The 26,375-nt window shown below is 73.1% G+C and carries 23 protein-coding genes; 12 read left to right on the top strand and 11 right to left on the bottom strand.

The features are described 5' to 3' along the window. The first annotated feature begins 12 nt into the window (after positions 1-12). Together AB0G11_RS41470 and AB0G11_RS41465 are read left to right on the top strand one after the other, a co-directional pair. On the top strand, positions 13-1,599 hold the full coding sequence (locus tag AB0G11_RS41470) for an MFS transporter (protein WP_357592302.1): 1,587 nt from the start codon (positions 13-15) through the stop codon (positions 1,597-1,599). Further along, entirely contained in the window at positions 1,596-2,444 is an 849-nt protein-coding gene (locus AB0G11_RS41465; protein WP_357592300.1) for an alpha/beta hydrolase, read from the top strand. The genes AB0G11_RS41470 and AB0G11_RS41465 overlap by 4 nt, the downstream gene beginning before the upstream one ends. 3 nt (positions 2,445-2,447) lie before the next feature. On the opposite strand, the gene AB0G11_RS41460 is transcribed toward AB0G11_RS41465, so the two are convergent. After that, positions 2,448-2,825, bottom strand: a complete 378-nt coding sequence (locus AB0G11_RS41460) for a helix-turn-helix domain-containing protein (RefSeq protein WP_357592298.1) — start codon at positions 2,823-2,825, stop codon at positions 2,448-2,450. A 56-nt stretch (positions 2,826-2,881) separates the two neighbouring features. Here AB0G11_RS41460 and AB0G11_RS41455 point away from each other — a divergent pair, with 56 nt between their 5' ends. After that, positions 2,882-4,108, top strand: a complete 1,227-nt coding sequence (locus AB0G11_RS41455; RefSeq protein WP_357592296.1) for an MFS transporter — start codon at positions 2,882-2,884, stop codon at positions 4,106-4,108. On the opposite strand, the gene AB0G11_RS41450 is transcribed toward AB0G11_RS41455, so the two are convergent. Further along, complete coding sequence (locus tag AB0G11_RS41450) at positions 4,105-5,637, bottom strand: MFS transporter (protein ID WP_357592294.1); 1,533 nt, start codon at positions 5,635-5,637, stop codon at positions 4,105-4,107. The two genes, AB0G11_RS41455 and AB0G11_RS41450, sit on opposite strands and share 4 nt — an antisense overlap. 73 nt (positions 5,638-5,710) lie before the next feature. Here AB0G11_RS41450 and AB0G11_RS41445 point away from each other — a divergent pair, with 73 nt between their 5' ends. Further along, the gene (locus tag AB0G11_RS41445) at positions 5,711-8,803 is read left to right on the top strand and encodes a BTAD domain-containing putative transcriptional regulator (protein ID WP_357592292.1); all 3,093 of its coding nucleotides are present in this window, start codon (positions 5,711-5,713) and stop codon (positions 8,801-8,803) included. A 23-nt stretch (positions 8,804-8,826) separates the two neighbouring features. On the opposite strand, the gene AB0G11_RS41440 is transcribed toward AB0G11_RS41445, so the two are convergent. Both AB0G11_RS41440 and AB0G11_RS41435 read right to left on the bottom strand, forming a co-directional pair. After that, positions 8,827-9,930: a hypothetical protein gene (locus AB0G11_RS41440; protein WP_357592290.1), complete on the bottom strand. Its 1,104-nt coding sequence runs from the start codon at positions 9,928-9,930 to the stop codon at positions 8,827-8,829. A gap of 149 nt (positions 9,931-10,079) precedes the next feature. Next, on the bottom strand, positions 10,080-11,570 hold the full coding sequence (locus AB0G11_RS41435) for an alpha/beta fold hydrolase (protein WP_357592288.1): 1,491 nt from the start codon (positions 11,568-11,570) through the stop codon (positions 10,080-10,082). Between the two features lie 348 nt (positions 11,571-11,918). Here AB0G11_RS41435 and AB0G11_RS41430 point away from each other — a divergent pair, with 348 nt between their 5' ends. Continuing rightward, entirely contained in the window at positions 11,919-13,718 is a 1,800-nt protein-coding gene (locus tag AB0G11_RS41430) for a thiamine pyrophosphate-dependent enzyme (RefSeq protein ID WP_357592286.1), read from the top strand. A gap of 24 nt (positions 13,719-13,742) precedes the next feature. Here the strand turns inward: AB0G11_RS41430 and AB0G11_RS41425 are convergent, their stop codons facing one another. The 3 genes from AB0G11_RS41425 to AB0G11_RS41415 form a co-directional block, all read right to left on the bottom strand. Beyond that, positions 13,743-14,909 (bottom strand): hypothetical protein, encoded by a 1,167-nt coding sequence (locus AB0G11_RS41425; protein ID WP_357592284.1) that lies wholly within the window; start codon positions 14,907-14,909, stop codon positions 13,743-13,745. Beyond that, complete coding sequence (locus AB0G11_RS41420) at positions 14,906-15,379, bottom strand: SigE family RNA polymerase sigma factor (RefSeq protein ID WP_357592282.1); 474 nt, start codon at positions 15,377-15,379, stop codon at positions 14,906-14,908. The genes AB0G11_RS41425 and AB0G11_RS41420 overlap by 4 nt, the downstream gene beginning before the upstream one ends. Before the next feature lie 132 nt (positions 15,380-15,511). After that, the gene (locus tag AB0G11_RS41415; RefSeq protein WP_357592280.1) at positions 15,512-16,744 is read right to left on the bottom strand and encodes a glycosyltransferase; all 1,233 of its coding nucleotides are present in this window, start codon (positions 16,742-16,744) and stop codon (positions 15,512-15,514) included. 46 nt (positions 16,745-16,790) lie between these two features. On the opposite strand from AB0G11_RS41415, the gene AB0G11_RS41410 reads away from it, so the two are divergent. Next, a complete protein-coding gene (locus AB0G11_RS41410) occupies positions 16,791-17,417 on the top strand; it encodes a TetR/AcrR family transcriptional regulator (RefSeq protein WP_357592278.1) in 627 nt (208 codons plus the stop codon). A 24-nt stretch (positions 17,418-17,441) separates the two neighbouring features. On the opposite strand, the gene AB0G11_RS41405 is transcribed toward AB0G11_RS41410, so the two are convergent. Then, positions 17,442-18,107 (bottom strand): response regulator transcription factor, encoded by a 666-nt coding sequence (locus AB0G11_RS41405; RefSeq protein WP_219516947.1) that lies wholly within the window; start codon positions 18,105-18,107, stop codon positions 17,442-17,444. Continuing rightward, complete coding sequence (locus AB0G11_RS41400; protein WP_357592276.1) at positions 18,104-19,267, bottom strand: histidine kinase; 1,164 nt, start codon at positions 19,265-19,267, stop codon at positions 18,104-18,106. The genes AB0G11_RS41405 and AB0G11_RS41400 overlap by 4 nt, the downstream gene beginning before the upstream one ends. A gap of 157 nt (positions 19,268-19,424) precedes the next feature. Here AB0G11_RS41400 and uidA point away from each other — a divergent pair, with 157 nt between their 5' ends. Genes uidA through AB0G11_RS41385 form a run of 3 tightly spaced genes read left to right on the top strand, consistent with a single transcriptional unit; the run spans position 19,425 to position 22,887 of the window. Further along, positions 19,425-21,170, top strand: coding sequence for a beta-glucuronidase (gene uidA / locus AB0G11_RS41395; protein WP_357592274.1), 1,746 nt, complete (start codon positions 19,425-19,427; stop codon positions 21,168-21,170). Next, on the top strand, positions 21,167-22,519 hold the full coding sequence (locus tag AB0G11_RS41390) for a glycoside-pentoside-hexuronide (GPH):cation symporter (RefSeq protein WP_357592272.1): 1,353 nt from the start codon (positions 21,167-21,169) through the stop codon (positions 22,517-22,519). Before uidA ends, AB0G11_RS41390 begins: the two co-directional genes overlap by 4 nt. Further along, entirely contained in the window at positions 22,495-22,887 is a 393-nt protein-coding gene (locus tag AB0G11_RS41385; RefSeq protein WP_219516961.1) for a hypothetical protein, read from the top strand. The genes AB0G11_RS41390 and AB0G11_RS41385 overlap by 25 nt, the downstream gene beginning before the upstream one ends. A 60-nt stretch (positions 22,888-22,947) precedes the next feature. Here AB0G11_RS41385 and AB0G11_RS41380 read toward each other — a convergent pair whose 3' ends face one another. Continuing rightward, positions 22,948-23,778 (bottom strand): alpha/beta hydrolase, encoded by an 831-nt coding sequence (locus AB0G11_RS41380; RefSeq protein ID WP_219516963.1) that lies wholly within the window; start codon positions 23,776-23,778, stop codon positions 22,948-22,950. A gap of 94 nt (positions 23,779-23,872) precedes the next feature. Between AB0G11_RS41380 and AB0G11_RS41375 the strand changes: the two genes are divergently transcribed. Then, positions 23,873-24,325: a helix-turn-helix domain-containing protein gene (locus tag AB0G11_RS41375; protein ID WP_357592270.1), complete on the top strand. Its 453-nt coding sequence runs from the start codon at positions 23,873-23,875 to the stop codon at positions 24,323-24,325. Positions 24,326-24,351: 26 nt separating this feature from the next. Here AB0G11_RS41375 and AB0G11_RS41370 read toward each other — a convergent pair whose 3' ends face one another. Beyond that, positions 24,352-24,756: a VOC family protein gene (locus AB0G11_RS41370; RefSeq protein ID WP_357592268.1), complete on the bottom strand. Its 405-nt coding sequence runs from the start codon at positions 24,754-24,756 to the stop codon at positions 24,352-24,354. Positions 24,757-25,031: 275 nt separating this feature from the next. On the opposite strand from AB0G11_RS41370, the gene AB0G11_RS41365 reads away from it, so the two are divergent. Next, entirely contained in the window at positions 25,032-25,631 is a 600-nt protein-coding gene (locus AB0G11_RS41365) for a hypothetical protein (RefSeq protein ID WP_357592267.1), read from the top strand. A gap of 168 nt (positions 25,632-25,799) precedes the next feature. Then, the gene (locus tag AB0G11_RS41360) at positions 25,800-26,372 is read left to right on the top strand and encodes a copper resistance protein CopC (protein WP_357592265.1); all 573 of its coding nucleotides are present in this window, start codon (positions 25,800-25,802) and stop codon (positions 26,370-26,372) included. Positions 26,373-26,375: the final 3 nt, after the last annotated feature.

The raw sequence follows: 26,375 nt of genomic DNA, 5'->3' as shown, positions 1-26,375 counted from the left end.
TGCTCAATTAGCATGACAGTCGTTATGCTAACGGCTCCTCGCCGCCCACCGACCCCTCGGAGGTGCCCCATGCCCCCACCCGCGCCGGGACCCTGCCGTCCGCCAGAGGATTGCGGGCATCCTCGGCGGCGGGGGATCCTGGTGGCGCTGTGCGCGGCGCTCCTCGTCATGAGCGTCAGCGTGATGGCGGTGACCATCGCGCTGCCGTCCATCGCGGTGGACCTGCGCGCCACCACCTCACAAGTGCAGTGGATCACCGAAGCCGCCGTCCTGGCCCTGGCGTCGCTGCTGGTCGCGATGGGCGCCGTGGCCGACCGAGTCGGCAGGCGGCGGGTGCTGCTGGCGGGAGTGGCCGTGTTCGCGCTGGCCTCGGTCCTGGCCGCCCTATCCCGGACGCCGGAGCAGCTCATCGCCACCCGGGCGCTCCAGGGCGTGGGCAACGCGATGATCACCCCGGCCACGCTGGCGATCGTCCGCGCCGTCTTCCCCCGCGCGGAGCTGCCCAGGGCGCTGGCCGCCTGGGGCGTCGTCGCCAGCCTCGGCGTGGTGCTGGGGCCGCTGACGGGCGGGCTGCTCGTGGAGGGTTTCGGCTGGCGTTCGCTGTTCGTGGCCAACGTGGCCGTCCTGGCGGTCGCCGCCCTCGCCATCGCGTACGTGGTCCCGGCCGACGCCCGGCCGCGCCGGGGCGCCACCGGCCGGCTGGACGTGATCGGCGCGCTGCTGGTGTCGGGGGCGTTCGTGGCCACGGTGCACGCGGTGATCGAGGCCCCGTACCGGGGGTGGCTCGGCCCGGCCACCCTGGCGGAGGCGGCCGGGGCGGTGGCGCTGCTGTCCGCGTTCGCCGTGCGTCAGCGGCGGGCGCGGCATCCGCTGCTCGACCTGGGCATGGTGCGCGCCCGCTCGTTCTGGCCGGCCGCGCTCGCCGCCGCAACCGGGTTCTTCGCGCTGATGGGCGTGCTGTTCCTGATCACCCAGTACCTGCAGGACGTACGCGGGCACTCCCCGTCCCAGGCGGCGCTGCTCCTGCTGCCGGTCGCGGTGGCGCAGCTCGGGGTGGCGCATCTGGTGGCCAGGGTGGTCGCACGGCGTGGCGTACGGTCCACGGCGGCGGCCGGACTGCTGGTGCTGGCGGGCGGCGCGGCGCTGATGGCGGCCGGGATCCGATCCGGCCAGTACGGCGCCGTGATCGCGGGCCTGGCCGTGCTTGCCGCCGGCAACGCCGTCACGGTGAACGCCTGCGCCACCGCCATGCTGGGCTCGGCCCCCGCACACCGTGCCGGGTCGGCCGCGGCCGTGAACGAGACGGCGTTCAAGGTGGGCGGAAGCCTGGGCGTGGCCGTGCTCGGTGGCCTGGCCGCCGCCCACTTGACCGCGCGGCTGCCCGCGCATCAGGCCGCGTCGATCTCCGGCGCCCTCGACGTGGCCCGCCACCTGGGCGGGACGGACGGCGCCCGGCTGGCCACCGCGGCGACCGGCGCGTTCACCGACGCCTTCGCCCAGGCCGCAGCCGTCACCGCGATCCTCGCCGCGGCCGTCGGCGCCCTGACCGCCCTCCTCCTGCGCGATCCTCCAGCCACGAAAGGACACCACGGCTCATGAACAGGATGACCGAGCACTTCACCACCGTCCGCGGCCTCCGCCTGGCCTGGTTCGACTCCCACCCCGCGACCGGCGGCGCCCGTGGTGATGAGTCCGAGGGCGGGGCGCCGGTGGTGCTCGCCCTGCACGGGCACTTCGGCCGGGGCCGCAACTTCGCGCCGCTGGCCGCCGCCCTGGCCCCCCGCTACCGCGTGATCGCCCTGGAGCAGCGCGGTCACGGCCACAGCGATCGCGGCGACGGCGACTTCAGCCAGGACGCCTACGTGGCCGACGCCGCCGCGTTCCTGCGCGGGCTCGGCCTGGGGCCGGTCGTGGTGCTCGGCCACTCGATGGGCGGCGTCACCGCCTTCCGGCTCGCCGCCCGCCACCCCGGCCTCGTACGGGCCCTGATCGTGGAGGAGGCCGGCGCGCTCAACCGGCGGCCCGAGATCCCGCACCCCGTCCTCGACGTGACCGGCTGGCCCCGCCGCGCCCCCACCCTGGACGCCCTGCGCCGCGCCATCGAGGCCCAGGGCATCCCGGACGCGAGCTACTTCCTGGAGAGCGCCGTCGAACACCCCGACGGGTGGGGGCTGCTGTTCGACTGCGACGACATGATGGCCTCGCAGGAGGCCCTGGTCGGCGACTGGTGGCCCGGCTGGCTCGGCTCCGCCTGCCCGGCCCTGCTGATCCACGGCCTGGACAGCTTCGTCCTGCCCACCGCGATGGCCCGGCAGATGGCCGAGCGCCGTCCGGGCACCGTGCTGCGCGAACTCGCCGGCTGCGGCCACTGGGTCCACGACGACGCCCCGGCCGCCTTCGCCGCCACCGTACGGGAATTCCTGGACACCGCCGCAGGCGCCTGACCGCTACCGGTGCGTCGGGGCGGGCGGGGCCGCGGCTTGGGCGCGGGCGCGTTCGATGTCGGGGACGTGGGTCTCGGCCCATTCCCGGATGGCGCGCAGGGGAATCAGCAGGGACCGGCCGAGGTCGGTGAGGGCGTACTCGACATGCGGGGGATTCGCGGGGATCTCCGTGCGGGAGATCAGGCCGTCGTACTCCATCGCGCGAAGCGTCTCGGTGAGCGCCTTCGGGGTGATGCCCCGGATGTGCGCCTTGAGCTCGGTGAAGCGCATCGGCCTGTCGTCCAGCGCGTTGACGATGAACACCGTCCAGCGCGCCCCGATCCGGTGCAGAACGGTGCGACTGGGGCAGGTCGCGGCCATGATGTTGTAGGCCTTGCCCATGCGCAGCTCCCGGTAGCGTTGTAGATACCGGTATAGAATCTATACCGTCCCGGGTTGTGTCCCATCCCGATCACACGGCCCGTCCACCGGCAGCCCGGCACCGCCGCTTCCTCGCAGCGATCACCATCGACTCGATCGGCACCGGTGTCTTCGTCCCCGTCTCGATGCTGTACTTCCTGGCCACGACGCCGCTGACGCTGGTGCAGGCGGGCGCGGCGCTGACGACGGCGGGGCTGCTGGCGCTCCCGGCGGGCCCGCTGGCCGGAGGACTGGTCGACCGCTACGGCGCCAAGCCGGTCCTGCAGGCGGCGAACCTGGCCCAGGCGCTCGGCTTCGCCGGATATCTGGCCGTGGACCAGCCCTGGCAGATCGCCGTCTGCGCCTGGCTGAACAGTGCCGGGCGGGCGGTGTCCTTCAGCTGCTACGGCGTCACCATCACGGCGCTGGCCGAGCCCGGCCGGCGGGAGCGCTGGTTCGGTCTCCTCGGGTCGGTGCGCAACCTCGGCTACGCGCTCGGCGGCCTGCTGTCCGCCGTCGCGGTCGGCGTCGGCACTCCAGGCGTCTACGCCGGGATCGTGATCGTCAACGCCTCCTCCTACGTCCTCGCCTACGTCCTGATGCGCGCCGTGCCGGACGTCCGTCCCGAGGCGCGTCAGGACGCCGCCGGAGGCTGGGGGCACGTGATTCGGGACCGGCGGTACCTGTTGCTGGTCGCGCATCAGCTGTGCTTCGCGATCTCCCTGTTCGCCCTCAACATCGCGATACCGGTCTACGCCGTGGACGTGCTGGACCTGCCCGGCTGGACCGCAGGCACGGTCTTCACGCTCAACACGCTGATGGTCGGCTTCGGGCAAGGACTCGTCCTCGGGTGGCTGCGCGGGCGGATCCGCAGCCGCGTCCTCGTCGCCGGACACGCCTGCTTCGCGGCCGGCTACCTCCTGTTCCTCGCCGCCGGCCACGTGGACGCGCTCGCCCTCGCCGTCGGCCTCGTGCTGCTCGGCGCGGCCGGTTACACCTTCGGTGAGCTCCTCGGCGGCCCCGTCACGTCGACCGTCGCCGCGGAGAGCGCCCCGGACGCTCTCCGCGGCCGCTACCTGGCCCTCCACCAGCTCGCCGTGACTGTCGCGGGAGCGCTCGCCCCGGCCGCGCTCGCCGGACTGCTGTCCGCCGGGGCGGCGGCGATCTGGCTGACCCTGGCCGGCGTGAGCGTCCTCGGAGCCACGCTCGCCACGACGATCGGCAGCGCGGTCCCGGCGGCGCGGACCCGCATCGGAGGCTCCTAGTCGCCTTCGGCGCTGTGGGGGCGTACCCGGCGGAGGGTGACCAGCACGAGCCCGGCGATGCCCAGCAGGACGGCGGCGCTGATGACGGTCACCACGGTCATGCCCGCCACGAACGCCTCCCGGGCGGAGACGATCAGGTTCGTGCCGAGCGGGCCCGGCAGGTCCTGGGCGAGGGCGGCGGCGGTGGCGAAGCTGTCGCGAGCCGCCGTCGCCGCCGCGTGCGGCAGGCCCTCCGGCAGCGCGATCCGCGAGCTGTAGACGGCGGCGCCGAGGGTGCCGAAGACGGCGATGCCCAGCGAGGCGCCGAGCTCGCCGCAGGTCTCCTGCATCGCGGAGGCCGACCCGGCCCGCTGCGGGGGCACCGAGCCGACGATCAGATCCGTGCTGAGCACGAGCAGCGGGTTGATGCCGATCGCGACGACGACTCCGCCGGTGATGAGCAGCGCCAGGCCGGACTGCACGCCGAGGAAGGCGAGCGAGCCGTAGCCGGCCGCGGCGATCACGAGCCCGGCCGCGATCACGCGGGCGGGCGGATGCCGGCGCGCGATCAGTGGCGCGGCCATCGACCCCAGGATGGTGGCGGCGGCCAGCGGGATGAACCACAGCCCCGCCGTGAACGGTGACAGGCCCTCGACGAGCTGCAGGTACTGCGTGAAGTAGAACGTGAACGCGTACAGCGTCACCATGCCCAGCAGCATGCTCGTCAGCGCGCCGGTGAAGCGGCGGTCGGCGAAGAGCCGCAGATCCAGCAGCGGGCTGGCGAGCGACCCCTGGCGGCGGACGAACACCACGCCGACGGCCGCGCCCGCCGCCACGAACAGCAGGGGTACGACCTGCGGCCCGTCCTTGGCGATCTGCTTGACGCCGTGGACGACCGGCAGGATCGCGGCCAGGGACAGCGCGGCGCTGATCAGGTCCAGCCGCCCGGCCGAGGGATCGCGGTACTCCGGCAGCAGCCAGGGCCCGCAGACCAGCAGCAACAGCATCACCGGGACGCCCAGCAGGAAGACCGACCCCCACCAGAACCGCTCCAGCAGCGCGCCGCCGACCGCGGGCCCGATCGCACCGCCGAGGGAGAACGACATCAGCCAGATCGCGATGGCCATGGACCGTTGCCGGGGATCGGGGAACATGTTCGTGATGAGCGACAGCGTGGAGGGGGTGAGGGTCGCGCCGGCGAGACCGAGCAGCGCGCGGGCCACGATCAGCATTTCCGGGCTGGTCGACAGGGCGGCGAGCACGGAGGCGCCGAGGAACGCGGTCGCGCCGATGAGCAGCAGCCGCCGCCGGCCGACCCGGTCGCCCAGCGTGCCCATCGTGATCAGCACACCGGCGATCATGAAGCCGTAGATGTCGGTGATCCACAGCAGCTCGGTGCCGGTGGCGCCCAGGTCCGCGCCGAGCTGGGGGAGGGCCATGTAGAGGACGGTCATGTCGAGCGCGAGCAGGATCGTCGGCAGCGCGAGCACGGCCAGCCCGATCCAGGCGCGCGTGCCGGCCCGCGCGGAGGGTTGTGCGTGTGTCAGCATGCCGCCACGGTGTACGAGGCCGGTTGTGATCCGGTTCTGAACGGGTTCCGGCCGTGGCGGCTAGCGTGTCGGTATGCGGTTTCGGGTGCTCGGCCCGCTGGAGGTGCGGACCGACGACGACGTGCCGGTCAAGGTGCCGGAGTCGAAGGTGCGGCTGCTGCTGGCGATCCTGCTGAGCCACGACGGCCGGCCGGTGCCGGTGGACGCGCTCGCCGAGCACCTGTGGGGCTCCGCACAGCCCAAGGATCCCGCCGCCGTGCTGCGTACGAAGGTGGCGCAGTTGCGGCGGGCGCTCGAGAGCGCCGAGCCGGGCGGCCGGGACCTTGTGGAGTGGCGCGCCGGCGGCTACGCGCTGCGGGCCGCCGCCGGCGCGGTCGACGCCCGCGCGTTCGCGGCCCTGGCCGCGCGGGCGCGAGCGGGCGCGGACCCGCAGGCCAGGGCGGCGCTGCTGGCGGACGCGCTGGAGCTGTGGCGGGGCGAGCCGTACGCCGGCTTCTCCGCCGAGCCGTGCCTGCAGGGCGCGATCGCCCAGCTCGCCGAGCAGCGGCTGGCCGCGATCGAGGAGCGCGCCGAGGCCGAACTGGAGCTGGGCCGGCCCGCCGAAGTCCTGGACGAGCTGGCCGAGCAGGTTCGGCGGCACCCGCTGCGCGAGCGGCTGCGCGCCTGCCACATGCGCGCGCTCTACCAGGCCGGGCGGCAGGGGGAGGCCCTGGCCGACTACCACGACCTGCGCGTACGGCTCGCCGACGAGCTCGGCGTCGACCCGTCACCCGCCGTGGCCGCCGTCCACCAGGCGATCCTCCGGCAGGACGCCGCGCTGGAGCCGGCCCGCCCCCGCACGGACCTGCCGGTTCCGCTCACCGAGCTGATCGGCAGGGACGAGGAGATCGCGCGGGTAGCGGAGCTCGTGCACGCCGGCCGGCTGGTGACCCTCACCGGGCCGGGCGGCGTGGGCAAGACGCGGCTGGCGGTCGCCGTCGCCGACCGGCTGGCCGCGGCCTTCCCCGGCGGGGTCCACCTGGTCGAGCTCGCGGCGCTGGACCATCCCGCGCACACCGGCGCGCCGCCTGCGCCCGCCGACGTGGCCACCCTGATCGCCGCCACGCTCGGGCTCACCAGGGCCACGGGTCCCGGTTCGCGTGGGCAGCCCGTCCCGCCCACGGACCGGATCGTCACGGCCGTGCGCGAGCGCCGGACGCTGCTGGTGCTCGACAACTGCGAGCATGTGGTCGAACCGGTCGCCGAGATCGCCGGGCGGCTGCTGGCCGGCGCGCCCGGGCTGCGCGTCCTGGCCACCGGCCGGGAGCCGCTGGGCCTCTCCGGCGAGCGGCTGCACGTGGTGGCCCCGCTGGCCGTGCCGGAGCGGGACGCACCCCTCGCCGGCATCGCCGGCGCCGACGCGGTGCGGCTGTTCACCGCCCGTGCCGCGGCCGCCGGCGGGTTCGTCCTGGACGAGACCACCGCCCCGGCCGCCGCCGCGATCTGCCGCCGGCTGGACGGCCTTCCGCTGGCGCTGGAGCTGGCCGCCGCCCGCGTCCGGTCGCTCGGCGTGGCGGAGGTCGCCCGGCGGCTCGACAGCCGCTTCCGGCTGCTGACCCAGGGACGGCGCGACGCGCCCGCGCGGCAGCGGACCCTCCGCGCGGTGATCGACTGGAGCTGGGAGCTGCTGACCGAACCCGAACGGGTCGCGCTGTGCCGGCTCGCCCTGCATCCCGGCGGCTGCACCCTCGACGCGGCCGAGGCGGTGTGCGCGACCGGCGGCATCGCCGGTGAGGAGGTGATGGACGTGCTGGCCAGGCTGGTGGACCGGTCACTGCTGGTCGTGGCCGGCCACCGCTACCGGCTGGCGGACTCGGTCGCCGCCTACTGCGTCGAACGGCTCACCGAGTCCGGCGACCTGGCCGCCGCCCGCAGCCGTCACGCCGCCTACTACACCGAGCTCGCCGAACGCGCCGACGCGCACGTACGCGGCCCGGACCAGGAGCGATGGCTGGCGCTGCTGGACGCCGAAACCGTCAACCTGCGGGGCGTGCTCGACGACGCGGTCCAGAGCGGCGACGGCGCGGCGGCACTGCGGCTGGCCACCGCGCTCGCCTGGTACTGGATGCTCCGGGGCCGGCTGGAAGAGGCGCACCGCGCCTTCACCCACGCACTGCCGCTCGCCTCCACCGGGACCGGCAGGGCCTGGCACGCCGCCCTGTCGGTGATGACCGGCCACGACGCCGCGACGATGAGCGGTGACCCGCCGCCCACCGACGAGCCGATGGCGCTGTGGGTGCTCGGCTCCAGCCTGTTCGGGAGCGGTGACCTGCCCGGGAGCGAGCGGCTGACCCGGCGGGCGCTGGCCGCGTTCGAGGCCCGCGGCGACGAGTGGGGCGTCGCCGCGGCCCGCAACACGCTGGCCTGGCACCACCTGGCCCGTGGACGGAGCGCGGCCGCCGAGGGTGACGCGCGGCTCAGCCTGGCGGCCTTCGACCGGCTCGGCGACCCCTGGGGGCAGATGCTGGCCGTCGAGAGCCTGGCCGCGGCGGCCGAGGCCACCGGGCACTACCGGCGGGCCGCCGGCCTGTACGAGCGCAGCCTCGGCATCGCCGAGCGGCTCGGCCTGGCCGCGGAGATCCCGTTCAAGCTGTGCGGGCTGGCCGACGTCCACCTGTCCACGGGCGAGCACGAACAGGCCGGCCGGCTCTACGAACGGGCCAGGCGGCTGGCGGCCCGCGAGTCGGTCAGGCTGGCCGAGACGTACGCCCTGATCGGGCTGGGCCGGGTCGCCCGCCTGGCCGGCCGCCTCGAAGCCGCCGATGAGCACCTGCGCGCGGTGCTCGAACGACACCGGCGGCACGGCCACGAGCCGGGCATCGCGGCGGCGGCCATGACGGAGCTCGCCCTCACCACTCACGCTCGCGGGCACGCCGAGGACGCCCTCACGCTGCACGACCAGGCGTGCCGCGCCGCGCGGGCCGGCGGCGACCCGCGCACGCTCGCCCGGGCCCTGGAGGGCCGGGCCGGGACGCTCGCGCACCTGGGGGATCACCGCGCCGCCGCCCGGCTGCTCGACCGCGCCGCCGAGGTCAGGGCCGCCGTGCCCCTGTCACCCGCCGACCGCGAAGCCGTCGAGCGGACCACGGCGGCCGTACGCGCCGCGCTGGGGCCTGCCACGTCCTGATGACGAACGCCCGGCTCCAGGCGTCAGGAGACCTTCCAGGTCACGGGCTCGGCTCCCTCGGCGGTGGGGGAGAACGTGACGGTCACCGGCTTGTCACCCCGGTTCACGAGGTAGACGCCGCACTGCCGGACGCTCTTGCCGGGCTTCACCATGCCGTAGGGCACGGAGGATTCGCACCCCTTGGGGCCGTTGCTGCCGATCGCGATGAGCGTGAGCCTGGGCACGGTGCCGCCGCTCTCGGTGCGCAGGACGACCGCCTTGTCCATGCCCGGGTACAGCTTGGACGTGCCGTTGTTGCGGTACTCCAGCGTGACGAAGTACGCCGTGGCGGCCTTCTGCCCGGCGTTCAGCTTGTAACCGGCGAGCGCGTCGGCGCCGGCTCTGCGCACGCTCTTCGGCGTCACGGTCAGCGGCACGTCCCTGCCCCGCGTGTCCTTCCACGTCACCTCGACCGGCTTGCCGGCGGGCAGCACGCCGCCGCCCAGGTCGCCGCCCTCGACCTTCCAGATCCGGGTGCCGGACTCGTCGGCGTAGGAGACGGCGGCGGGCTTGGCGTCCTGGGGGAGCATGACGACCCGGCACTCGGTCGCCGCCTGGCCGGCGGTCAAGGTGCTGGGGGCCTTCGTGCGGTTGCACGTCTCCAGCGGGCCGGCGCCGGGGGAGGCCAGGGGGTTGCCGGCGAAGAACGAGACAGGCCGGCCGGCGGTGCCGTCGGCGAGCGCCAGGCGGAAGTTCCTGACCGCCAGGGCGCTCTTGACGGTGCCGGACCCGGAGTTGGTGATCGACACGGTGAGATAGTGCGGCACCATCCCCTGCACGTCGTCGTCGAGCCGCACGCCCTTGAGGTCGTCGACCGAGCCGCGCCTGAGCGTGGCCGGGTGGAGCGTCAGCTTGTGCGCCTTGTCGTCCCGGTCGGTGAGGCCGGCCCGCCGCGGTGTGGTGTCGAGCGCCAGCGGCGTCCCGGCGGAGGCGGCCTTGTCCGTCTCCGGCTTGCCGCCGCTGGTGGTCCCGCTGGTGCCCTCGCTGATGGCGGGGCCCCCGCAACCGGCCAGGAGCAGGGCGAGAACGCCCGCTCCGGCGATGGCGCTGGTCCGTCGGCTGACGCGCTGCACTGTAACTCCCGTCACGCTGGTGGTCCTTCGCGACTCCGGTCGCATCGGAACCACCCTAAACGCCGCGCAGGAGCGGGCGGCGGTCCGCACGCGATGCGCGATGTCGGACACCGGGTGCCGTGCCGGGCCGACGGCGGCCCGGCACCTTCACACCGCCGTGCCGCCTAGCCTTGCGGCTTCTCCGCCGGGCAGCGGGTGCCCTTCGCGGGGACGGTCCGCGAGATCAGATAGGTGTCCATGGCCACCGTCGTGCACTCGGACCTGCCGTAGACCCCGTGGCCCCAGCCCTCGTACGTGAGCAGGGTGGCCTTGGGGCCGAGCTGCCGGGCCACGTTGGCCGACCACTCGTACGGCGTGGAAGGGTCGTGCACGGTGGTGGTCACCAGCAGCGGGGCGCTGCCCCGGTACCGCAGCGGGTGCTGCGGGTTGTTGACCGGGTGACCCTGGCAGATCGGCATGTCGCCCATCGGCATCGGGTTGTACCGCATGTCCGGCGCCACCGCGTTGGAGGCGCGCATCACGTCGGCGTACTCGCGGTAGCCCCGCAGCGTCAGGTTCCAGTCCGAGCACAGGATCGCGGTGGGCAGCTCGGCGTGCTTGCCGTTCACGGGCCAGTTGCCGGGAGGGCCGGGCATGTCGTCCGGCACCGGACCGCCGTCCAGCGCGCGCAGCACCTCGGCCTCCAGCCGCCAGGCGGGCCCCTCGTTGAGGATCACGCCGAGCCACAGCAGGTTGTGGCCCTTCACCGGACGGCCGTCGCCCGGCCACAGCAGCTCGCCCCGGTCGGCCTTTTCGAGCAGTTTCTTCCACAGCGCCCGGACGTCGCGACCGTGCAGGACGCACTCGCTGTCACGCTCGCACCAGGCGGCGAACTCGTCGAAGCTGTCCTGAACGGCGGCCGCCTCGCTGACCTGGAACGCCTTGGCGTCCAGGCTGTGGTCCATGTTGCTGTCCAGCACCATGGCGCGGACGCGGTGAGGGAACAGCTCGGCGTACATCTGCTGGGCCAGCGTCCCGTAGGAGACGCCGTACGAGGTCAGCTTGTCGTCGCCGAGCGCGGCGCGGATGGCGTCCATGTCCCGGGCCACGTTGACCGAGTCGAGGTGGTCGTACACGGGGCCGGTGAGCTTGCGGCAGTCGGAGCGCAGCCGCGCGTCGAACAGGAACCACTTGAGGTAGTCGGCCTGGCTGGTCATGACCGGGTACGGCATCTTGTTGTACACCGAGGCCGAGCACGTCACCGAGCCGCTGCGGGCGACGCCGCGAGGGTCGAAGCTGACGATGTCGAAGCGCCGCTGGATGTCCTCGCTGAAGCCGGACGGCCGCAGGATGCCGTTCACGCCGGAGTTGCCGGGACCGCCCGGGTTGCTCAGCAGGGAACCGATCCGCGCGGACGGGTCGGTGGCCTTGCGGCGGGCCAGGGCCAGCTTGACCGTGGGCCCAGAGGGCTTCGACCAGTCGACGGGCACGGTCAGGGTGCCGCACTCGACCGAGGGTTCCTCCTCGCACGGCCCCCAGGTGATGCCGCGCTTGCCGACGGCATCCGTGACGTCCTGCCCGGTCACCGCCGCGCCGGCCGTCCCCGCCATCGGGACGGTTAACAGCGTCGTCATCATCATGAGGGCGGTGGCGAGCAGGGGAGTTCTTCTCAGCACATTGCTCCTATCCTCGATCGGCGCGTCGACCGGCACGCGGAGCTGCTCGCACGGCGCATGATCGGCCCTGACCTCGCCGTACCGCCGCGCCTCAGTGACCCGTGGCGGGGCCGTTGACACGCCTCTCTTCGATCATGACTCTCGAATCTAACAGGCAACCGCCGCATCGTGGGCAGATCCCTCGCATTAGGACCAATATGGCGCGAAAGGTGGGCTGGGCGGCGCGGCCGGTGCGAGCAGGCTTATTGTTCGGCATGCGCCCAGGCAGCGTTCGCACAAGGCGCACCACCGTCGCGCCGGCACGGGTATGGACGGCTTGATGCCGTTCCCGCCGCAAGGAGCAGTGTGATGCCCAGGACGACCTCGGACCTCATCGTGGAACGGCTCCTGGAATGGGGCGTCGACACTTGTTTCGGGATCTGCGGCGATGCCGTCAACGGGTTCTTCGAGGCTCTGCGCACCCACCCGCAGATGCGGTTCGTCCACGTACGGCATGAGGAGTACGCCGCGATGGCGGCGGTCGGGTACGCCAAGTTCACCGGCCGCCCGGCCGCCTGCGTGGCCACCTCGGGGCCGGGCGCGCTGCATCTGATGAACGGCCTGTACGACGCGAAGATCGACGGCGCGCCGGTGCTGGCGATCACCGGCATGACCTACCACGACCTGGTCGGCACGCATTTCCTCCAGGACGTCGACAACGACAAGGTGCTGGAGCCGGCCTGCGTGTTCAGTGAGCGGGTGATGGGGCCGGCGCACGCGGTCGCGGTGACCGACCGCGCGGTGCGGGCCGCGCTCCAGCGCCGCGCGCCCGCGCACCTGACGATCCCCATCGACATCCAGTCCTGGACCGAGGAGCAGGACACGGTGTCGGAGAAGAACGTCCCCGGCCACACCTCCACCGCCGGTCAGCGTCATGTTCAGGTGCCGGCCGAGGACGACATCATGCGCGCGGCGGAGCTGCTCAACTCCTGCGCCCGCGTCGCCGTCCTGGCCGGGGCCGGCGCCCGGTTCGGCGCCGGGGAGCTGGTGGAGCAGGTCGCCGAGACGCTGGGCGCGCCGATCGCCAAGGCGGGGCTCGGCAAGGACGCCGTTCCCGACGACAGCCCGTGGTGCACCGGCGGCATCGGTTTCATCGGCACCCGCGCCTCCCAATGGGCGATGGAGAACTGCGACGGCTTCCTCATCGTGGGCAGCAGCACGCCGTTCTACGACTTCTGGCCCGAGCCCGGCCAGGCGCGGGCGGTGCAGATCGACGTGGCCGGGGACCGGATCGGCATGCGTTACCCGGTCGAGGTCGGGCTGTGCGGCGACGCCGGGCCCACGCTGGCCCGGCTCCTGCCCATGCTGCGGGTGCGCCAGGACCGCTCGTTCGCCGAACGGGCCCGCGAGCTCTACGACGAGTGGTGGCGGCTCCAGCAGCGGCGCGCCGCCGACCCCGCGGTGCCGATGAAGCCGCAGGCGGTGACCTGCGCGCTCAGCGAGCTCATCCCGGACGGGACGATCCTCACCGGGGATGCGGGGACGGTCAGCTCCTGGGGGTCTCGGGTGATGCTGCGCCGTGGCATGCAGTTCTCGTTCTCCGGCACGTTGTGCTCGATGGGCTCGGCTCTGCCGTACGCGGTCGGCGCCCAGATCGCCTACCCGGACCGGCCCGTGATCGCGGTCGTCGGCGACGGCGGCCTGACGATGTGCCTGGGGGAACTGGCCACGCTCACGCAGCACCGGCTTCCGGTCAAGGTGATCGTCCTGCGCAACGACACGCTCGGCCTGGAAGTCTGGGAGCAGAACGCGTACCTGGGCAATCCGCAGTACGCCTGCGACCTGTCACCCGTCGACTTCGTCAAGATCGCCGAGGGCTGCGGGCTGAAGGGGTTCCACGTCGCGGAAGGCGGCCGGGTACGTGACGTGCTCGCGCAGGCTCTCGCCCACGACGGGCCGGCGCTCGTGGAGTGCCTGGTGGACCCGTACGAGCCGCCGTTCGGGGAGACGGTCAAGCCGTCCCAGGTCGCCAAACTGGTCCAGGCGTACGCGCGGGGCGAGAAGGCCGCCGCTCCCATGGCCGCCAACCTGCTGGCGCCGGGCCGTCCCGCCCTCTCCCCGGGCGTCGCCCGGCACGGCGACGACCTCGGCGCGTACACCCGCCCCTGACCAGCTCACCGGCCGGTTCGAGGGTTACCAGGCCGCGTGGATCTCCGGGAGGAATCCCAGGGCGCCGGGGGACGCGGGGCGGATCAAGGGGATGATCCGCCCGTCGTCGACTCTGCTCAGCGGCTCCGCGTTCCCCGCGAGCAGCAGATGCTTCCCCGTGCCGTCGTAACGGATCAGGTTCCAGCGCGCGCCCACGTCGCCGTCGTGGCCCCTGTCCAGCAGGGTGCGAATCTTGCGCCCGTCCGGGACGGAGTGCTCGTCAAGGGTGTAACGATGCGGTCGTGGTCCGTCGGACAGCCGGACGTGGCCGATCAGCATGCTGCGTCCGTCCGGGCTGATCGCCGAGGCGGTGGCGTCGTTCCCCGGGGCTATGACCTGACTGGCCGCGAGGGTGGCGCCGGAGGCGGTCGTGTCCAGGACCCGGGCCTCGGACTTGACCACCAGGCCGAGCGTGCGGCGATCGGCTGCCCAGGAGAGGCTCTGGATCTGCCCTGCGCCGGTCGTCCAGGTTCGCGTCTTCCCCTGGGGCAGGTCGACGACCGTGAGCTGGGCGCCGGGGCAGAAGCGCAACGTCTTCCCCTGGCCGCACACCTTGCCGTCGAGGCTGTAGGCAAGTCGCGTGCCGTCACCGGTGACGGCGAGGGAGCTCGCTGTCGTACCGGTCACCTCGGGGATCACGTCGGTGACCACCTCGGCCGGTTCGCCGTTTCCGTCGACCCGCGCTCGGTGGAACCTCGTGCTGCTCGCCTGTGTCTCGCGGGACCGTACGCTCTGGGCGATGTAGAAGGTCGCACCGTCGCCGGCGCCCGCGAGCAGGTATCCGCCGGGCTCCCGGAAGCCGCCCTCCGGGGCCGGGGGCAGCCCGAGCCGGCCCGTCGCCTTCCCGGTGCGGGCGTCGTGGACCGTCACGCCGTCGTTGCCGGCGAGCAGCAGGAAACGCGGGCCGCCAAGGGTCCGCGTTGCGGGCCCGGCCGGGGTCGTCCCGCCTGTCGAGGCCACCACGGCGGCGACGGCGCCGATGACCACGACGACGAGCGCGGCCGCCAGCGGGATCGCCAGGCCGAACCGGCGCGTGCGAACGATGACCTTCGATCGCGTCACCTGTTCGGCAGGGCGCAAGCTCTCCGGGCGGATCTGCTCGGCGTCGGCGGTGAGGGCATCCCGGAGCCGGTCTTCGAGCCAGGACGTCATCGGTTTCCCTCCAGTTTGACGGTGAGTGCCTTCAGGGCTCGAAAGACGGTCGACTTCACGGTGCCACGGCTGACTCCCATGGCCTCGGCGATCTCCTCCTCGGACAGGTCGAGGTAGTAGCGCAACACCACGGCTTCGCGCTGGCGGCGGGGCAGGGCGCGGACGGCCTCGGACACCTCCCGGCGCGTCTCGCCGAGCAGCGTGGCGGCCTCCGCGGACCGGATGGGCGTCTGCCGCTCGCCGGTGAACCTGCTCATGACGGTCCGGCGCCGGTGCACCATGCGGCAGCCGTTCACCACGCTCGCCCGGAGGTAGGGCAGCACTCGATCATGGTGGGTCAGCCGGCTCCATCGGCGGTGCAGCGCTGTGAAGGCGTCCTGGACGACGTCCTCGGCGGTTTCCTGGTCACCCACCAGCAGGAACGCCAGCCGGACCAGGTGCAGCCGGTGAGCCAGGAACAGTTCGGCCACGACAGCCTCATCCGTGGCCGCAGCGGGCGGCACTCCCTGCGGCGGTGCCGCATCTGCCACCGCTCGTTGAATCGCGAATCGCATACCTCTTCCATGCATAGTCGCTGTGCAGGTTGCCTGGTGAGACGAAGGTCACACCGCCGAGAGGCGGTTCACCGCCTCGACCACGGGCGCCGCGCCGTCCTCCGCCGAGACCCGGGCCGCGAGGGCCTGGGCCCGGTGCCGGTAGGCCGGGCCGGTGACCGCTGTCGTGAGCGCGGCGGCCAGCCGCGCGGGCGTCAGGCGGCGAAACGGGATCGCGGCCGGGGCCACGCCGAGTGCCACCAGCCTGGACGCCCAGAACGGCTGGTCGTTCATGACCGGCACGGCCACGGCGGGCACCCCCGCCCGCACCCCGCTGCCGGTGGTGCCGCTGCCGCAGTGGTGTGCGACGGCGGCCACCCGGGGGAACAGCCAGTCGTGCGGCACGTCACCGACCGCCAGCACCTCGTCGGAGAGGAGCCCCCGCAGGCCGGTCTGCAGCACGCCGCGCAGCCCGGCCCGCCGCAGCGCGCGCACGGCCAGCTCCGTGTACTGCTCGGCCCGCGTGCCGGCCAGGCTGCCGAAGCCGACGAAGACCGGCGCGGGCCCCGACGCCAGGAAGTCGAGCAGCACCCGATCCGGCCGCCAGCCGCGCGGCCGGGGCGGCCACCAGTAGCCGGTGACCTCCAGCCCCGGCCGCCAGTCGGCCGGACGCGGCAGCACCAGCGGGCTGACCCCGTGGAAGACCGGCCAGCGCCTGCTCTCCCGCTGCCGGTAGACGGCCCGCGGGGTCATCGGGGGCAGCCCCAGCCGGGCTCGCGTCCTCGTGCTCAACCCGGCGAGCACCGGCCCGGCGGCGGGCGACTCGAACGCGAGCCGGGCCGCCCTGCGGTTCGCCCACCGGCCCAGTGACCGCCGGAACGGGCTCGTGACCGGCGGGAAGTCCCCGGTCGGGTCGACCGGCTGCAGGTACACCCCCATGCTGGGCACTCCCATCGCCTCGGCGAGGTGATACCCCGGCGTGCCCGCCAGGCCGAGCAGGAGCAGGTCGGCCTCCTGCCCGGCAAGCCCGGCCAGGCCCTCCACGAGCTGCTCGCCGTACTCCTTGACGGCGCTGATGGAGAAGCGGCCGGTCAGCGCGCGGAGCGGGTCCCCGGGAAGCGGGAGGTACCCCAGGCCCGCGTCCGTCACCAGCTCCGTGTACGGCTCGTGCGCGGCGATCGTCACGTGGTGCCCGGCCTCGCGTAACCGCACCCCCAGCCCCGCGTACGGCCCCACGTCCCCGCGCGTTCCGACTCCGATGATCAGAACCCGCATCGGATCCCCCGTCTCCTCGTTTGTCATACAGTCGCATGATAAAAGGGGTGCGACGTTTTTACCATGCAGTCGCATGAGAAAGTGGTGGAACATGCCGAAGATCGTCGACCACGATGCCCGGCGGCGGCACATCGCCGAGGCCGTGCACCGCGTCATCCACGACAAGGGCATGGAGAGCGTCAGCTTGAGGGAGGTCGCCGCCGAGGCCGGCGTGTCCATGGGGACCGTCCAGTACTACGTCACGACGAAGGACCAGATGCTGCTCCTGGCGCTGGAGCGCCTCGCGAGCTGGATCGGCGAGCGGGTCGCCGCCGTCGCCGCGCGGCAGTCCACGCCGCTCGACGTGCTGCGGGCGACCGTTCTGGAGCTGCTGCCCCTGGACGAGGAGCGCAGCTACCTGAACCGCATCGGGCTGGCGTTCCAGGCGAGCTCGGTGGTGTCCGAGAACCAGGCGGCCGCGATGCGGGCGGGGTATGCGTCCCTGCTGTCCTATCTCGCCGGGCAGATCAGGGCCGCCCAGGCCGCCGGGCAGCTCGCCGCCCACCTGGACGCCGGGAAGGAGGCGAGCATGCTGTACGCCTTCGCGCAGGGCATCGTGAACGCCACCCTGGTTGGCCACTACACGCCCGAGGACGTCGCGGCGCTGCTCGACCACCAGCTGGCACGGCTCGTGGCCGGTTGGACTCCGGACTCCACGTAGGCCCCGTCGTATCGGTGGCCTCGCTCAGGCGCCGCCCGGCCGGGTCAGGCCCGACTCGTAGGCGGCCATCACCAGCTGAGCCCGGTCACGCGCGCCCAGCTTGGCGAGGATGCGCCCGACGTGGGACTTGACGGTCAGCGGGCTCAGCACCAGTCGCTCGGCGAGCTCGTCGTTCGACAGCCCCGCCGCGATCAGCACCAGCACCTCCCGCTCGCGGGCGGTGAGCTCGCCGACGCGGCCGGCCACCGCGAGCCCCACGTCGGGCATGCTGACGACGCGGGCGATCAGCGATCGCGTGGCGCCGGGCGACAGCAGCGACTCCCCGGCGGCCACGGTGCGGATGGCGTCGAGCAACTGGACGGGCCGGGCGCTCTTGGCCAGGAAGCCGCTCGCGCCGGCCCGCAGCGCCCGCACCACGTTCTCCTCGGTCTCGAACGTGGTCAGCATCAGCACCCGCGTGGCGGTCAGGTCGCCGTCGGCGCAGATGCGCCCGGTCGCCTCGATGCCGTCGCCGTCGGGCATGCGGATGTCCATGACGACCACGTCCGGGCGGCTCGCCCGCGTCGCGTCGACGGCCTCGGCGCCGGTCGCGGCCTCGCCGACCACCTCCATGCCGTCCGCGGCGGCCACGAGCTGGGCGAAGGCGCCACGCACCAGGTCCTGGTCGTCGGCGAGAACCACGCGGATCACGGGGTACGGTCGTCCTTCCAGGGGAGCACGGCCACCACCCGGAACCTGTCGTCCTCGGTGGCGCCCGCGGTGAGCGAGCCGGAGACCGCTCGCGCGCGTTCGGTCATGCCCAGGATGCCGTAGCCGGCCTCTCCCCGCGCGGGCCGGTTGTCGTTGGCGATCAGCAGGCGCAGGTCGCGGGGGGAGTAGGAGATCTCCACCTGTACGTCGCTGCCGGGCGCGTGCCGGGCGGCGTTGGTGAGCGATTCCTGGAGGATCCGGTACGCGGACAGTCCCACGGCCTGCGGCACGGCGGGCGGCGGCTCACCGGTGGTGCGGATCCGCAGGGCGAGCCCGGCGGCGCGGGCCCGGTCCATCAGCTCCGGCACCTCGTTCAGGCCGGGGACAGGCGCGGCGCCGTCCGCGCCAGTGCCGTGACCAGCGCCGTGACCTGTGCCGTGACCTGTGCCGTGACCTGTGCCGTGACCAGTGCCGCGCAGCACGCCGAGTGTGGCCGACAGGCCGCCCATGGCCTCCTGGGCCGCCTCGTCGATCACCTCCACGGCCTGGGCCAGGCTTTCCGCGGTGCCCAGATGGCGCGCCACGGACGCCTGCACGCCGATGACCGAGATGCTGTGGGCCAGGATGTCGTGCAGCTCGCGGGCGATGTGCAGGCGTTCCTCCATGACCCGGCGCCTGCCTTCCTCCTCCTGCTCGCGCTGGAGACGCCGGGCCCGCTCCACGGCCGCCGCCGCCGTCTCCCTGCGCGCCCGGACGACCTCCGCCGCCACCAGCGCGAAGCCGATCCAGCCGAACGCCCCGACGGCCCCGGCCGGACCGAGCGGCCCCGCCCAGAACGCGACCGCGCCCAGCAGCCCAGCACAGGCGGCGCCGATCACCACGCCGCGGATCCGCGAACCCGCGGACACGGCGGTGAACAGGGCCACCATCAGCGCGGGTATCAGCGGCTCGTGCGGATAGCCCTGCGTCACGTACGCGATCAAGGCGGCGAACGAGGCGACGAGGACCGTCAGCGGCCACCGGCGCCGCACCGTCAGCGGCGCCACCACGGCCACCGCCAGCGCCACGGCCAGCGCCGACGGCGGGCCGCTCTCCACGCTGATCGCCATCAGCGCCGCGCCGAGCAGCGCGGGGGCGGCCAGCGGGCTCAACCACTTCACGAGCGCTTCACCCGCCCATCATGGCGCGACCCGCGCCGGGGCGTCGTCCTCCCCAGGTAGGCATCCCGCTGCTCCCACGGGAGGAACGGCAGGTGCCGACCGTGGTCGGCTGCGCCGGACCGCCCGGCAGGGAGAGCGTTGCCCCATGCTTCGACCAGTGGAAACAGTGTCCAGGGAGACCAAGCCGCTCGACGGCGTGTGGCGCTTCCTGGTGGACAAGGACCGAGCCGGGCGGCACGAGCGGTGGTGGGCGGCCGACCTGCCCGGCGCGCTCGACATCCCGGTGCCGTCCAGCTACAACGACCTCTTCCCCGACCCGGCGATCCGCGATCACGTGGGGGACGTCTGGTACCAGACCGTGGTACGGCCGCCGGCCTCGTGGGAGGGGAGGCGGGTGGTGCTGCGGTTCGACGCGGCGGCGCACCTGGCCACCGTCTGGGTGGGGGAGAAGGAGGTGGTCACGCACCGGGGCGGGTTCGTCCCGTTCGAGGTGGAGGTGACGGACCTGCTCCAGTACGGGAGGCCGAACCGTCTCACCGTCGCGCTCAACAACGAGCTCAGCCTGTCGGCCATGCCGCCCGGCCGGCAGTACCGCACCCCGGCGGGGGCGACCGCGCAGGCCCTGACCGGCGACTACTTCAACTACACGGGCCTGAACCGCCGGGTGTGGCTGTACGCGACGCCGCACGAGCACATCCAGGACGTCACGGTGCGGACGGATCTGGACGGCCCGGATGGCCTGGTGAGCTACGACGTGTTCACGTCGGCGCCCGGCGCGGTGACGGTGCGGCTGCTGGACGCCCAGGGCACGCAGGTCGCCGCCGGCTCCGGCCACGCGGGCGAGCTCGTCGTCCCCCGGGTGCGCCGCTGGGAGCCCGGCGAGGGCTACCTCTACCGGCTGGAGATCGGTTACGGCGAGGACGTCTACGAGCTGCCGGTCGGCGTCAGGACCGTGGCCGTACGGGGACGCGAGTTCCTGATCAACGGCAGGCCGTTCACCTTCCGGGGCTTCGGCCGCCACCAGGAGAGCCCCCTGCGCGGGCACGGCCACGACGACGTGGTCATGGTGCACGACTTCGCGCTGCTGGACTGGATCGGCGCCAACTCGATCAGGACCGCGCACTACCCGTACGCCGAGGAGGTGCTGGAGCACGCCGACCGGAACGGCATCGTGGTCATCGCCGAGCAGGAAGCCGGGATGATCAACCTCGCGATGGACTTCGGCCCGCGTACGGGCCCGGAGCCGCGGACGTTCGGCCCCGACGGGTTCGGCGCCGACGCGCGGGAGGCGTGCGCGACGTCGGTCCGCCGGCTGATCGAACGCGACAAGAACCATCCGAGCGTGGTCATGTGGTGCCTGTCCAACGAGCCGGACTCGGCGGCCGACGGGGCGCGGGAGTTCCTGGAGCCGATCGTCGAGCAGGCCCGCGAGCTGGACCCGACCCGGCCGGTGTGCTTCACCAACGTGTTCCTCGCCCCCGCCGACCAGGACCGGGTCACCGACCTGTTCGACGTGATCTGCCTCAACCGCTACTACGGCTGGTATCTCGACGGCGGCGATCTCGCCTCCGCGGAGCAGCGGCTGGTGCGGGAGCTCGACCAGTGGGCGGCGCGGCACGACAGCCCGATCCTCATCACCGAGTGCGGCGCGGAGGCGCTGCCCGGCGCGCACGAGGTGGCGGCCACGATGTGGACGGAGGAGTACCAGAGCGCGGTCCTGGAGATGGTCGCGCGGGTGGCCGACGCGCACGAGGCCGTGGTGGGCCAGCACGTGTGGAGCTTCGCCGACTTCCGCACCCGCCAGGAGATCATCCGCCCGGAGGGCAACCGGAAGGGGGTCTTCGACCGCGACCGGAAGCCGAAGGCCGCCGCGTACGCCCTCCGCAGGCGGTGGCGGTCGTGAGACGCCGCCACGTCGTCGGCTACGGGCTGGGGGAGGCCGCCAATCAGGCGGCCTTCGCCACCGTCACGCTGCTCCTGCTGTCCTACTACACCGACGTGGTCGCGATGAACGCCGCCGTCGCCGGGCTGGTCCTCATGCTCGTCAGGATCGCGGACGCGCTCTTCGACCTGTTCGCCGGGCGGCTCATGGACCGCACCGACACGCGGTGGGGCAAGTTCCGGCCCTTCCTGCTGGGCGGCGGGATCGCGCTGGCGGTCACCAGCGTGCTGCTGTTCACCGTGCCCGAGACGGGCGCGGGAGTGCGGATCGGGTACGCGGCCGGCACGTTCGCGCTGTTCGGCCTGGCCTTCGCCTTCAGCCAGGTGTCGCTGGGGTCGATGGCGGCGGCGATGACCCAGGACTCCCGGGAACGCGACCGGCTGGCGATGGTCCGCTCGATGTCGTCGTTCTTCGTCTATCTCCTGCTTTATGCGGTCATCGCCCCCCGGTTGGAGGGCGTGGCGGACCAAGGCCGCGCGTACCTGCTCGTCGTGGCCGCCGCCTCGGTGATCGCGGTGCTGCTGTTCGCCGGCGCGTTCGCCCTGACCGAGGAGACGGTCAGCCGCGCCGAACCCCGCATCACACTGCGGCAGAGCCTCGCCGCCGTCCGGGCCAACCAGCCCCTGCTGGTCCTGTGCGGCAGCATGCTGGTGATGCTCGTCGGCTTCGAGACCTTCAACTTCGGCATGCTGTACTACGCCCGGTATCTCGCGGGCGGGGTCGACACGTTCACCGTGATGGCCATCGCGATGGCCGTCGGGCAGGGCCTGTTCAGCTGGCTCACGCCCAGGTTCAGCCGCCGTTACGGCAAGCGCGCCACCTACGTCGGCGCCGGGCTGGCCGCCGCCGCAGGTTATCTGGCGATGCCGGCCGTCGACCCGTCGCGGATGTGGCTGGTGCTGATCGTGCTCGGCGTGGCCTCGTCCGGCACTGCCGTGCTGCAGACCGTGATGCTGTCCTTGCAGGCCGACACGGTCGAGTACGGCCAGTGGCGCTCGGGCCACCGGGCGGAAGGCGCGATCTACGCGTTCTTCTCCTTCGCCCGCAAGGGCGGCAACGCCGCCGCCGCAGGACTGGCCGGGCTCGTCCTCGCCGGGACCGGGTACGCCGCCAACGCCGCCGTGCAGCCCGCCGGAGCGGAAGGGGGCATCCTCGCGCTCGTCGGCCTGATCCCCGCGGCGGGCTTCGCGCTCGCCGCGGCCTGCATGGTCTTCTACCGGTTCAGCGAACGCGACTACCGGCGGGCCGTCGCCGCCATCGCCCGATCGGGACAGGAGGAGCGGCCGTGGCTCTCGCTCAAGGGCTCCTGATCGCCGGAATCCTGGTCAGCCTCATCAGTCTCGGGCAGACCGTCTCCCACCTGTGGGACGACGCCTACCTCGTGCCCGAGGCCAAGGACGGCGTCAGGCACGCGCAGTTCCACCTGCAGCGCGAGGCCGTGGGCGACCTGGGGCACATCGCTGTGATGCTGCTCGTCGTCCTCGCCCCCGCAAGTCAGCGCGGACCGCTGCTGTGGTGGATCCTCGCCGCGACCATGCTGTCCTACTACGGTGCCTACTGGACGGGCCACCTGCTGATCGGCGTCGGGGCGCCGCACTGGTACGCCAGGAGCGTCCACCTGGTCGTGACCGCCTGCGGCGCCCTGGCGCTCGCCCTGTCCTACGGCGCCTACCACTGAGCGAACCGCCGGCCCACCCGCTCGCCACGATGAAACCCCTGCTCGGTGAAAGCGGAGGAGTCAGGCGTTCTGCAGAACGCGCCGGAGCTGGGCGGCGTAGGCGCGCGGGTGGGTGGTGTTGCCGTTGTGGCCGCCGGGGAACTCGATGACCTCGGCGCCGAGCAGCGTGGCCAGCTCCTGCGCGCAGCGATAGTCGAAGACCGTGCGCGGGGTGGTGCGGCCGACGGCGGGGACGATGCGGGCAGGGGTGTGCGCCAGCTCGCCGACCGGCAGGGTGTCGTCGATGACGGCGGTGAAGTCGTGCTCGATGAAGAAGCCGAAGTTGGCGATCCGCCCCGAGGTCATGGGCTGCGGCGTCAGGCCGGGCTCCGCATCGGGATGGGCCGGGTCGATGCCCAGGACCTCGGCGACCGCCTTGAGCGCCGGCGGCAGCCCTTCCTCGCGGTAGAGCTGCTGGATCTCGGCCAGCTCGGCCTCATGGCGGGCGCGGCCCGGGGCGGGCAGCAGGCGAGGCGCGACCGGCTCGTGCGCGATGAGGGTGCTGAGTTGGCCGGGGTGCTGGACGGCCAGGTGAAGGCCGATGACCGCGCCCAGGCTGCAGCCGAGCATGGCCGCCGGCTCGTCGGTGAGCGCGGCCAGCAGCCGGTGGACGTCGTCGGCGTGCTCGGCCATCGTCACACCGTTGCCGGGGTCGTCCAGGGTGCTGCGGGACAGGCCGCGCCGGTCGTAGGTGATCACGGTGTAGGCGTCGGCGAGCTGGTCGACCAGATCGGCGCTGCGTCCGGCGTCGCCCTCGCCGCTCTGGGCGATCAGCAGCGTGGGGCCGTTGCCGCGCATCTCGTAGTAGAGGCCGGCGCCCGGGACGGGCAGGTAGCCGGTTGTCGTGGTCATGGGAGGGTCCTTTCGCCGTGGCTCGCGATCACCATATTCCATCATTATTGATACATCAAAACTGATGCATCGTTTTTGATGTAATCTCGGTCACGTGAACGGAGTGGACCTGTTCCTGCTGGGACGCACCCTGATGAAGATCGGCGAAGAGGCCCTGCCCACCGAAGGGCTGGGCGACCAGCCCGGGAGCACCCGGAGCGTGCTGATCGTGGTCAGCGACATCCGCGCGCACCCCGGCAGCGCGATCAGCGAGATCGTCACCCGCACCGGCCTGCCGCAGAGCGCCGTGTCGGCGGCGGTCGCCCGGCTCCGGGAGGCGGGCGCCGTCGTCACGGAGCCCGACGCCCGCGACCGCCGGCGACTCCGCGTCCGGCCCGCCCCGGAGCTCTCCAGCCGCGTGGAGCAGGTCCGCTCGACCGCCATCGACGCGGCCTTGGCCAGAGCGCTGGGCAGCGACGACCCGCACCGGGTCGCCGAGGTCGTCGCCCTCCTGGAGGAGCTCGCCCGGCACCTGTCCCCCCAGGCACTCAGCCGTTTGCGCGACTGACCAGTGCGGGCCGCTTCCCCGGGCGATCAGGGCCGCTGGGTGATGTTGACCATCCAGGTGATGCCGAACCGGTCCACGAGCGAGCCGGCCTCGTCGCCCCACAACTGCTTCTCCAGCGGCAACGTCACGGTGCCACCGGCGGACAGCCGCTCGAAGCGGTCGCGAAGCACGGCGTCGTCGCCACCGAGGAAGACCGCGACGCTGTTGCCGGGAGTGTGGAGCATCCCGTCCCGGACGTCCCAGCCCATCAGCGTGTAGCCGTCCGGGGTGCGGAGTGTGGCGTGCATGATCTGGTCGGCGGGCGCGTCCGAGGAGCCGAAGTCGGCGTACGTGCCCATCTCCAGCTCACCGCCCAGGACGTCCCGGTAGAACTCCATCGCCTGCCGGGCGTTCCCGTTGAAGGCGAGGCAAGGGTTGAGCTGAGATCCCATGTGATGATCCTCCGAATGCGTGGGTTGCGGGAAAGCCTCGCAGCGAATCACGACATCCTGTGTCGCGTATTCCCGCACGTTCTCCCATGCGAGGCCCGTCCAGGGCGAGAGCGCGGCGGAGGTACGGTTCTCGACCTGATCATGCAGAACGTCGAGCTGATCCTGCAGGAGTTCCGGGCGATAGGCCGCCCACACGGCCCCGTGCTCCTCGTGGGTAGAAGTTCCAGGAGAATCCGTAAGGCGCCGGCGACGATCTGGTCTGGCAGGATGGCGGCGTGCATGCCGGGGTGCGGATCGGGCGTCCCGCGGTCCGCGCGCTGCGCGCCGCGGCCTTCACCGCCATCTGCGTGCTGGCCTCGGCCGCCCTGCACATGCTGGTCGGCGGCACCTCGATCAGGCCGGGCGCGCTCGTCGTCGCCGTGGCGGCGACCTGGGCGAGCGCCTACGCACTGGGTTCGCGCCAGCGTGGCCGGCCGACGCTGCTGGCCCTGTGCGGAGCCTCCCAGTGGGGACTGCACCAGCTGTTCGCCGCCGGTGAGCAGACCGCCTCGGCCATGCAGGCGATTCCGCAGAGCGGCCACGACCACGGCACCGGGTTCGGCATGCTGCTGATCCACGTCGCGGTCGCCCTCGCCTCGAGCTGCTGGCTGGCGCGCGGCGAGAGCGCGCTGGCGGCTGTCCTGCACCTGGCCGCCGTCGGGATGACCAGGTATTGGCGCCTGCTCATGGCGGCGCTCGCCATGCCGGCCGGTCCGCCGGTCACCATGCGTCCCCGCCTCACGCCGGCCTGGCCGGACACGGCCCGGCGCATCCCGGCGGCCCTGGTCCGTGCCGTCTCCCGGCGCGGGCCTCCGGCGCTCCGGCTCTGCGGCTGACGCACGCCGTACGGCCATCTCTGACATTTCCTCGACGCCTGCCCGGCGGGCGCGCGGCGATCACGCCGTGCCCGGGGCGGGCGTCCGTTCCCTCGCCCGGCATGCTGCTGGGCCCCGCATCCTTCGGAGTCCCTTTTGGCTCACCTGTACACGTTCATCCGGCGGGCTGTGACCGCGGCAGCCGGTGCCGCCCTGGTGCTGTCGCTGACCGCGCCTGCCGCGCTGGCGCACGACCGGCTCAAGTCCAGCTCACCCGCCGACAAAGCCAAGATCGAGCGCCTGGAGATGATCGAGCTCGAATTCACCTCGCGCATGACCATGCCGATCGTCGTCCTGGAAGGACCCGGCGGCAAGCCCGTACCGATCAGCAAGCCGCGGGCGGAGGGCACGACGGTGTCCGCTCGTCCCGAGGGGGAGCTCGCGGACGGCCGGTACCGGATCGCCTGGCGGGTGGTCTCCTCCGACGGCCACCCCATCGAGGGCGAGCTGCGCTTCACCCTCGCCGCGCCACCGACCACGGAGAGCCCCACCCCCAGCGCCTCCGACGTGTCGGCCGCGCCCTCGCAGCCGGCGCCATCCGTTGACCCTCCATCCCCCGCCGAGGCGCAACCCGCTGCCGCCGAGGACAGCGCGGGCGTGCCCACCTGGCTGCTGATCGCCGCCGTGGTGCTCCTGCTCGCGGGGGCGGCGGTCTTCCTCGTCGGCCGCCGCAACCGGAGCTCCGGCCCGGGCGGCACCTGACCG

Source organism: Nonomuraea sp. NPDC023979 (assembly GCF_040639085.1).
GTDB classification, from domain to species: domain Bacteria; phylum Actinomycetota; class Actinomycetes; order Streptosporangiales; family Streptosporangiaceae; genus Nonomuraea; species Nonomuraea ceibae.
This window is presented reverse-complemented; position numbering and strand designations above follow the sequence as displayed.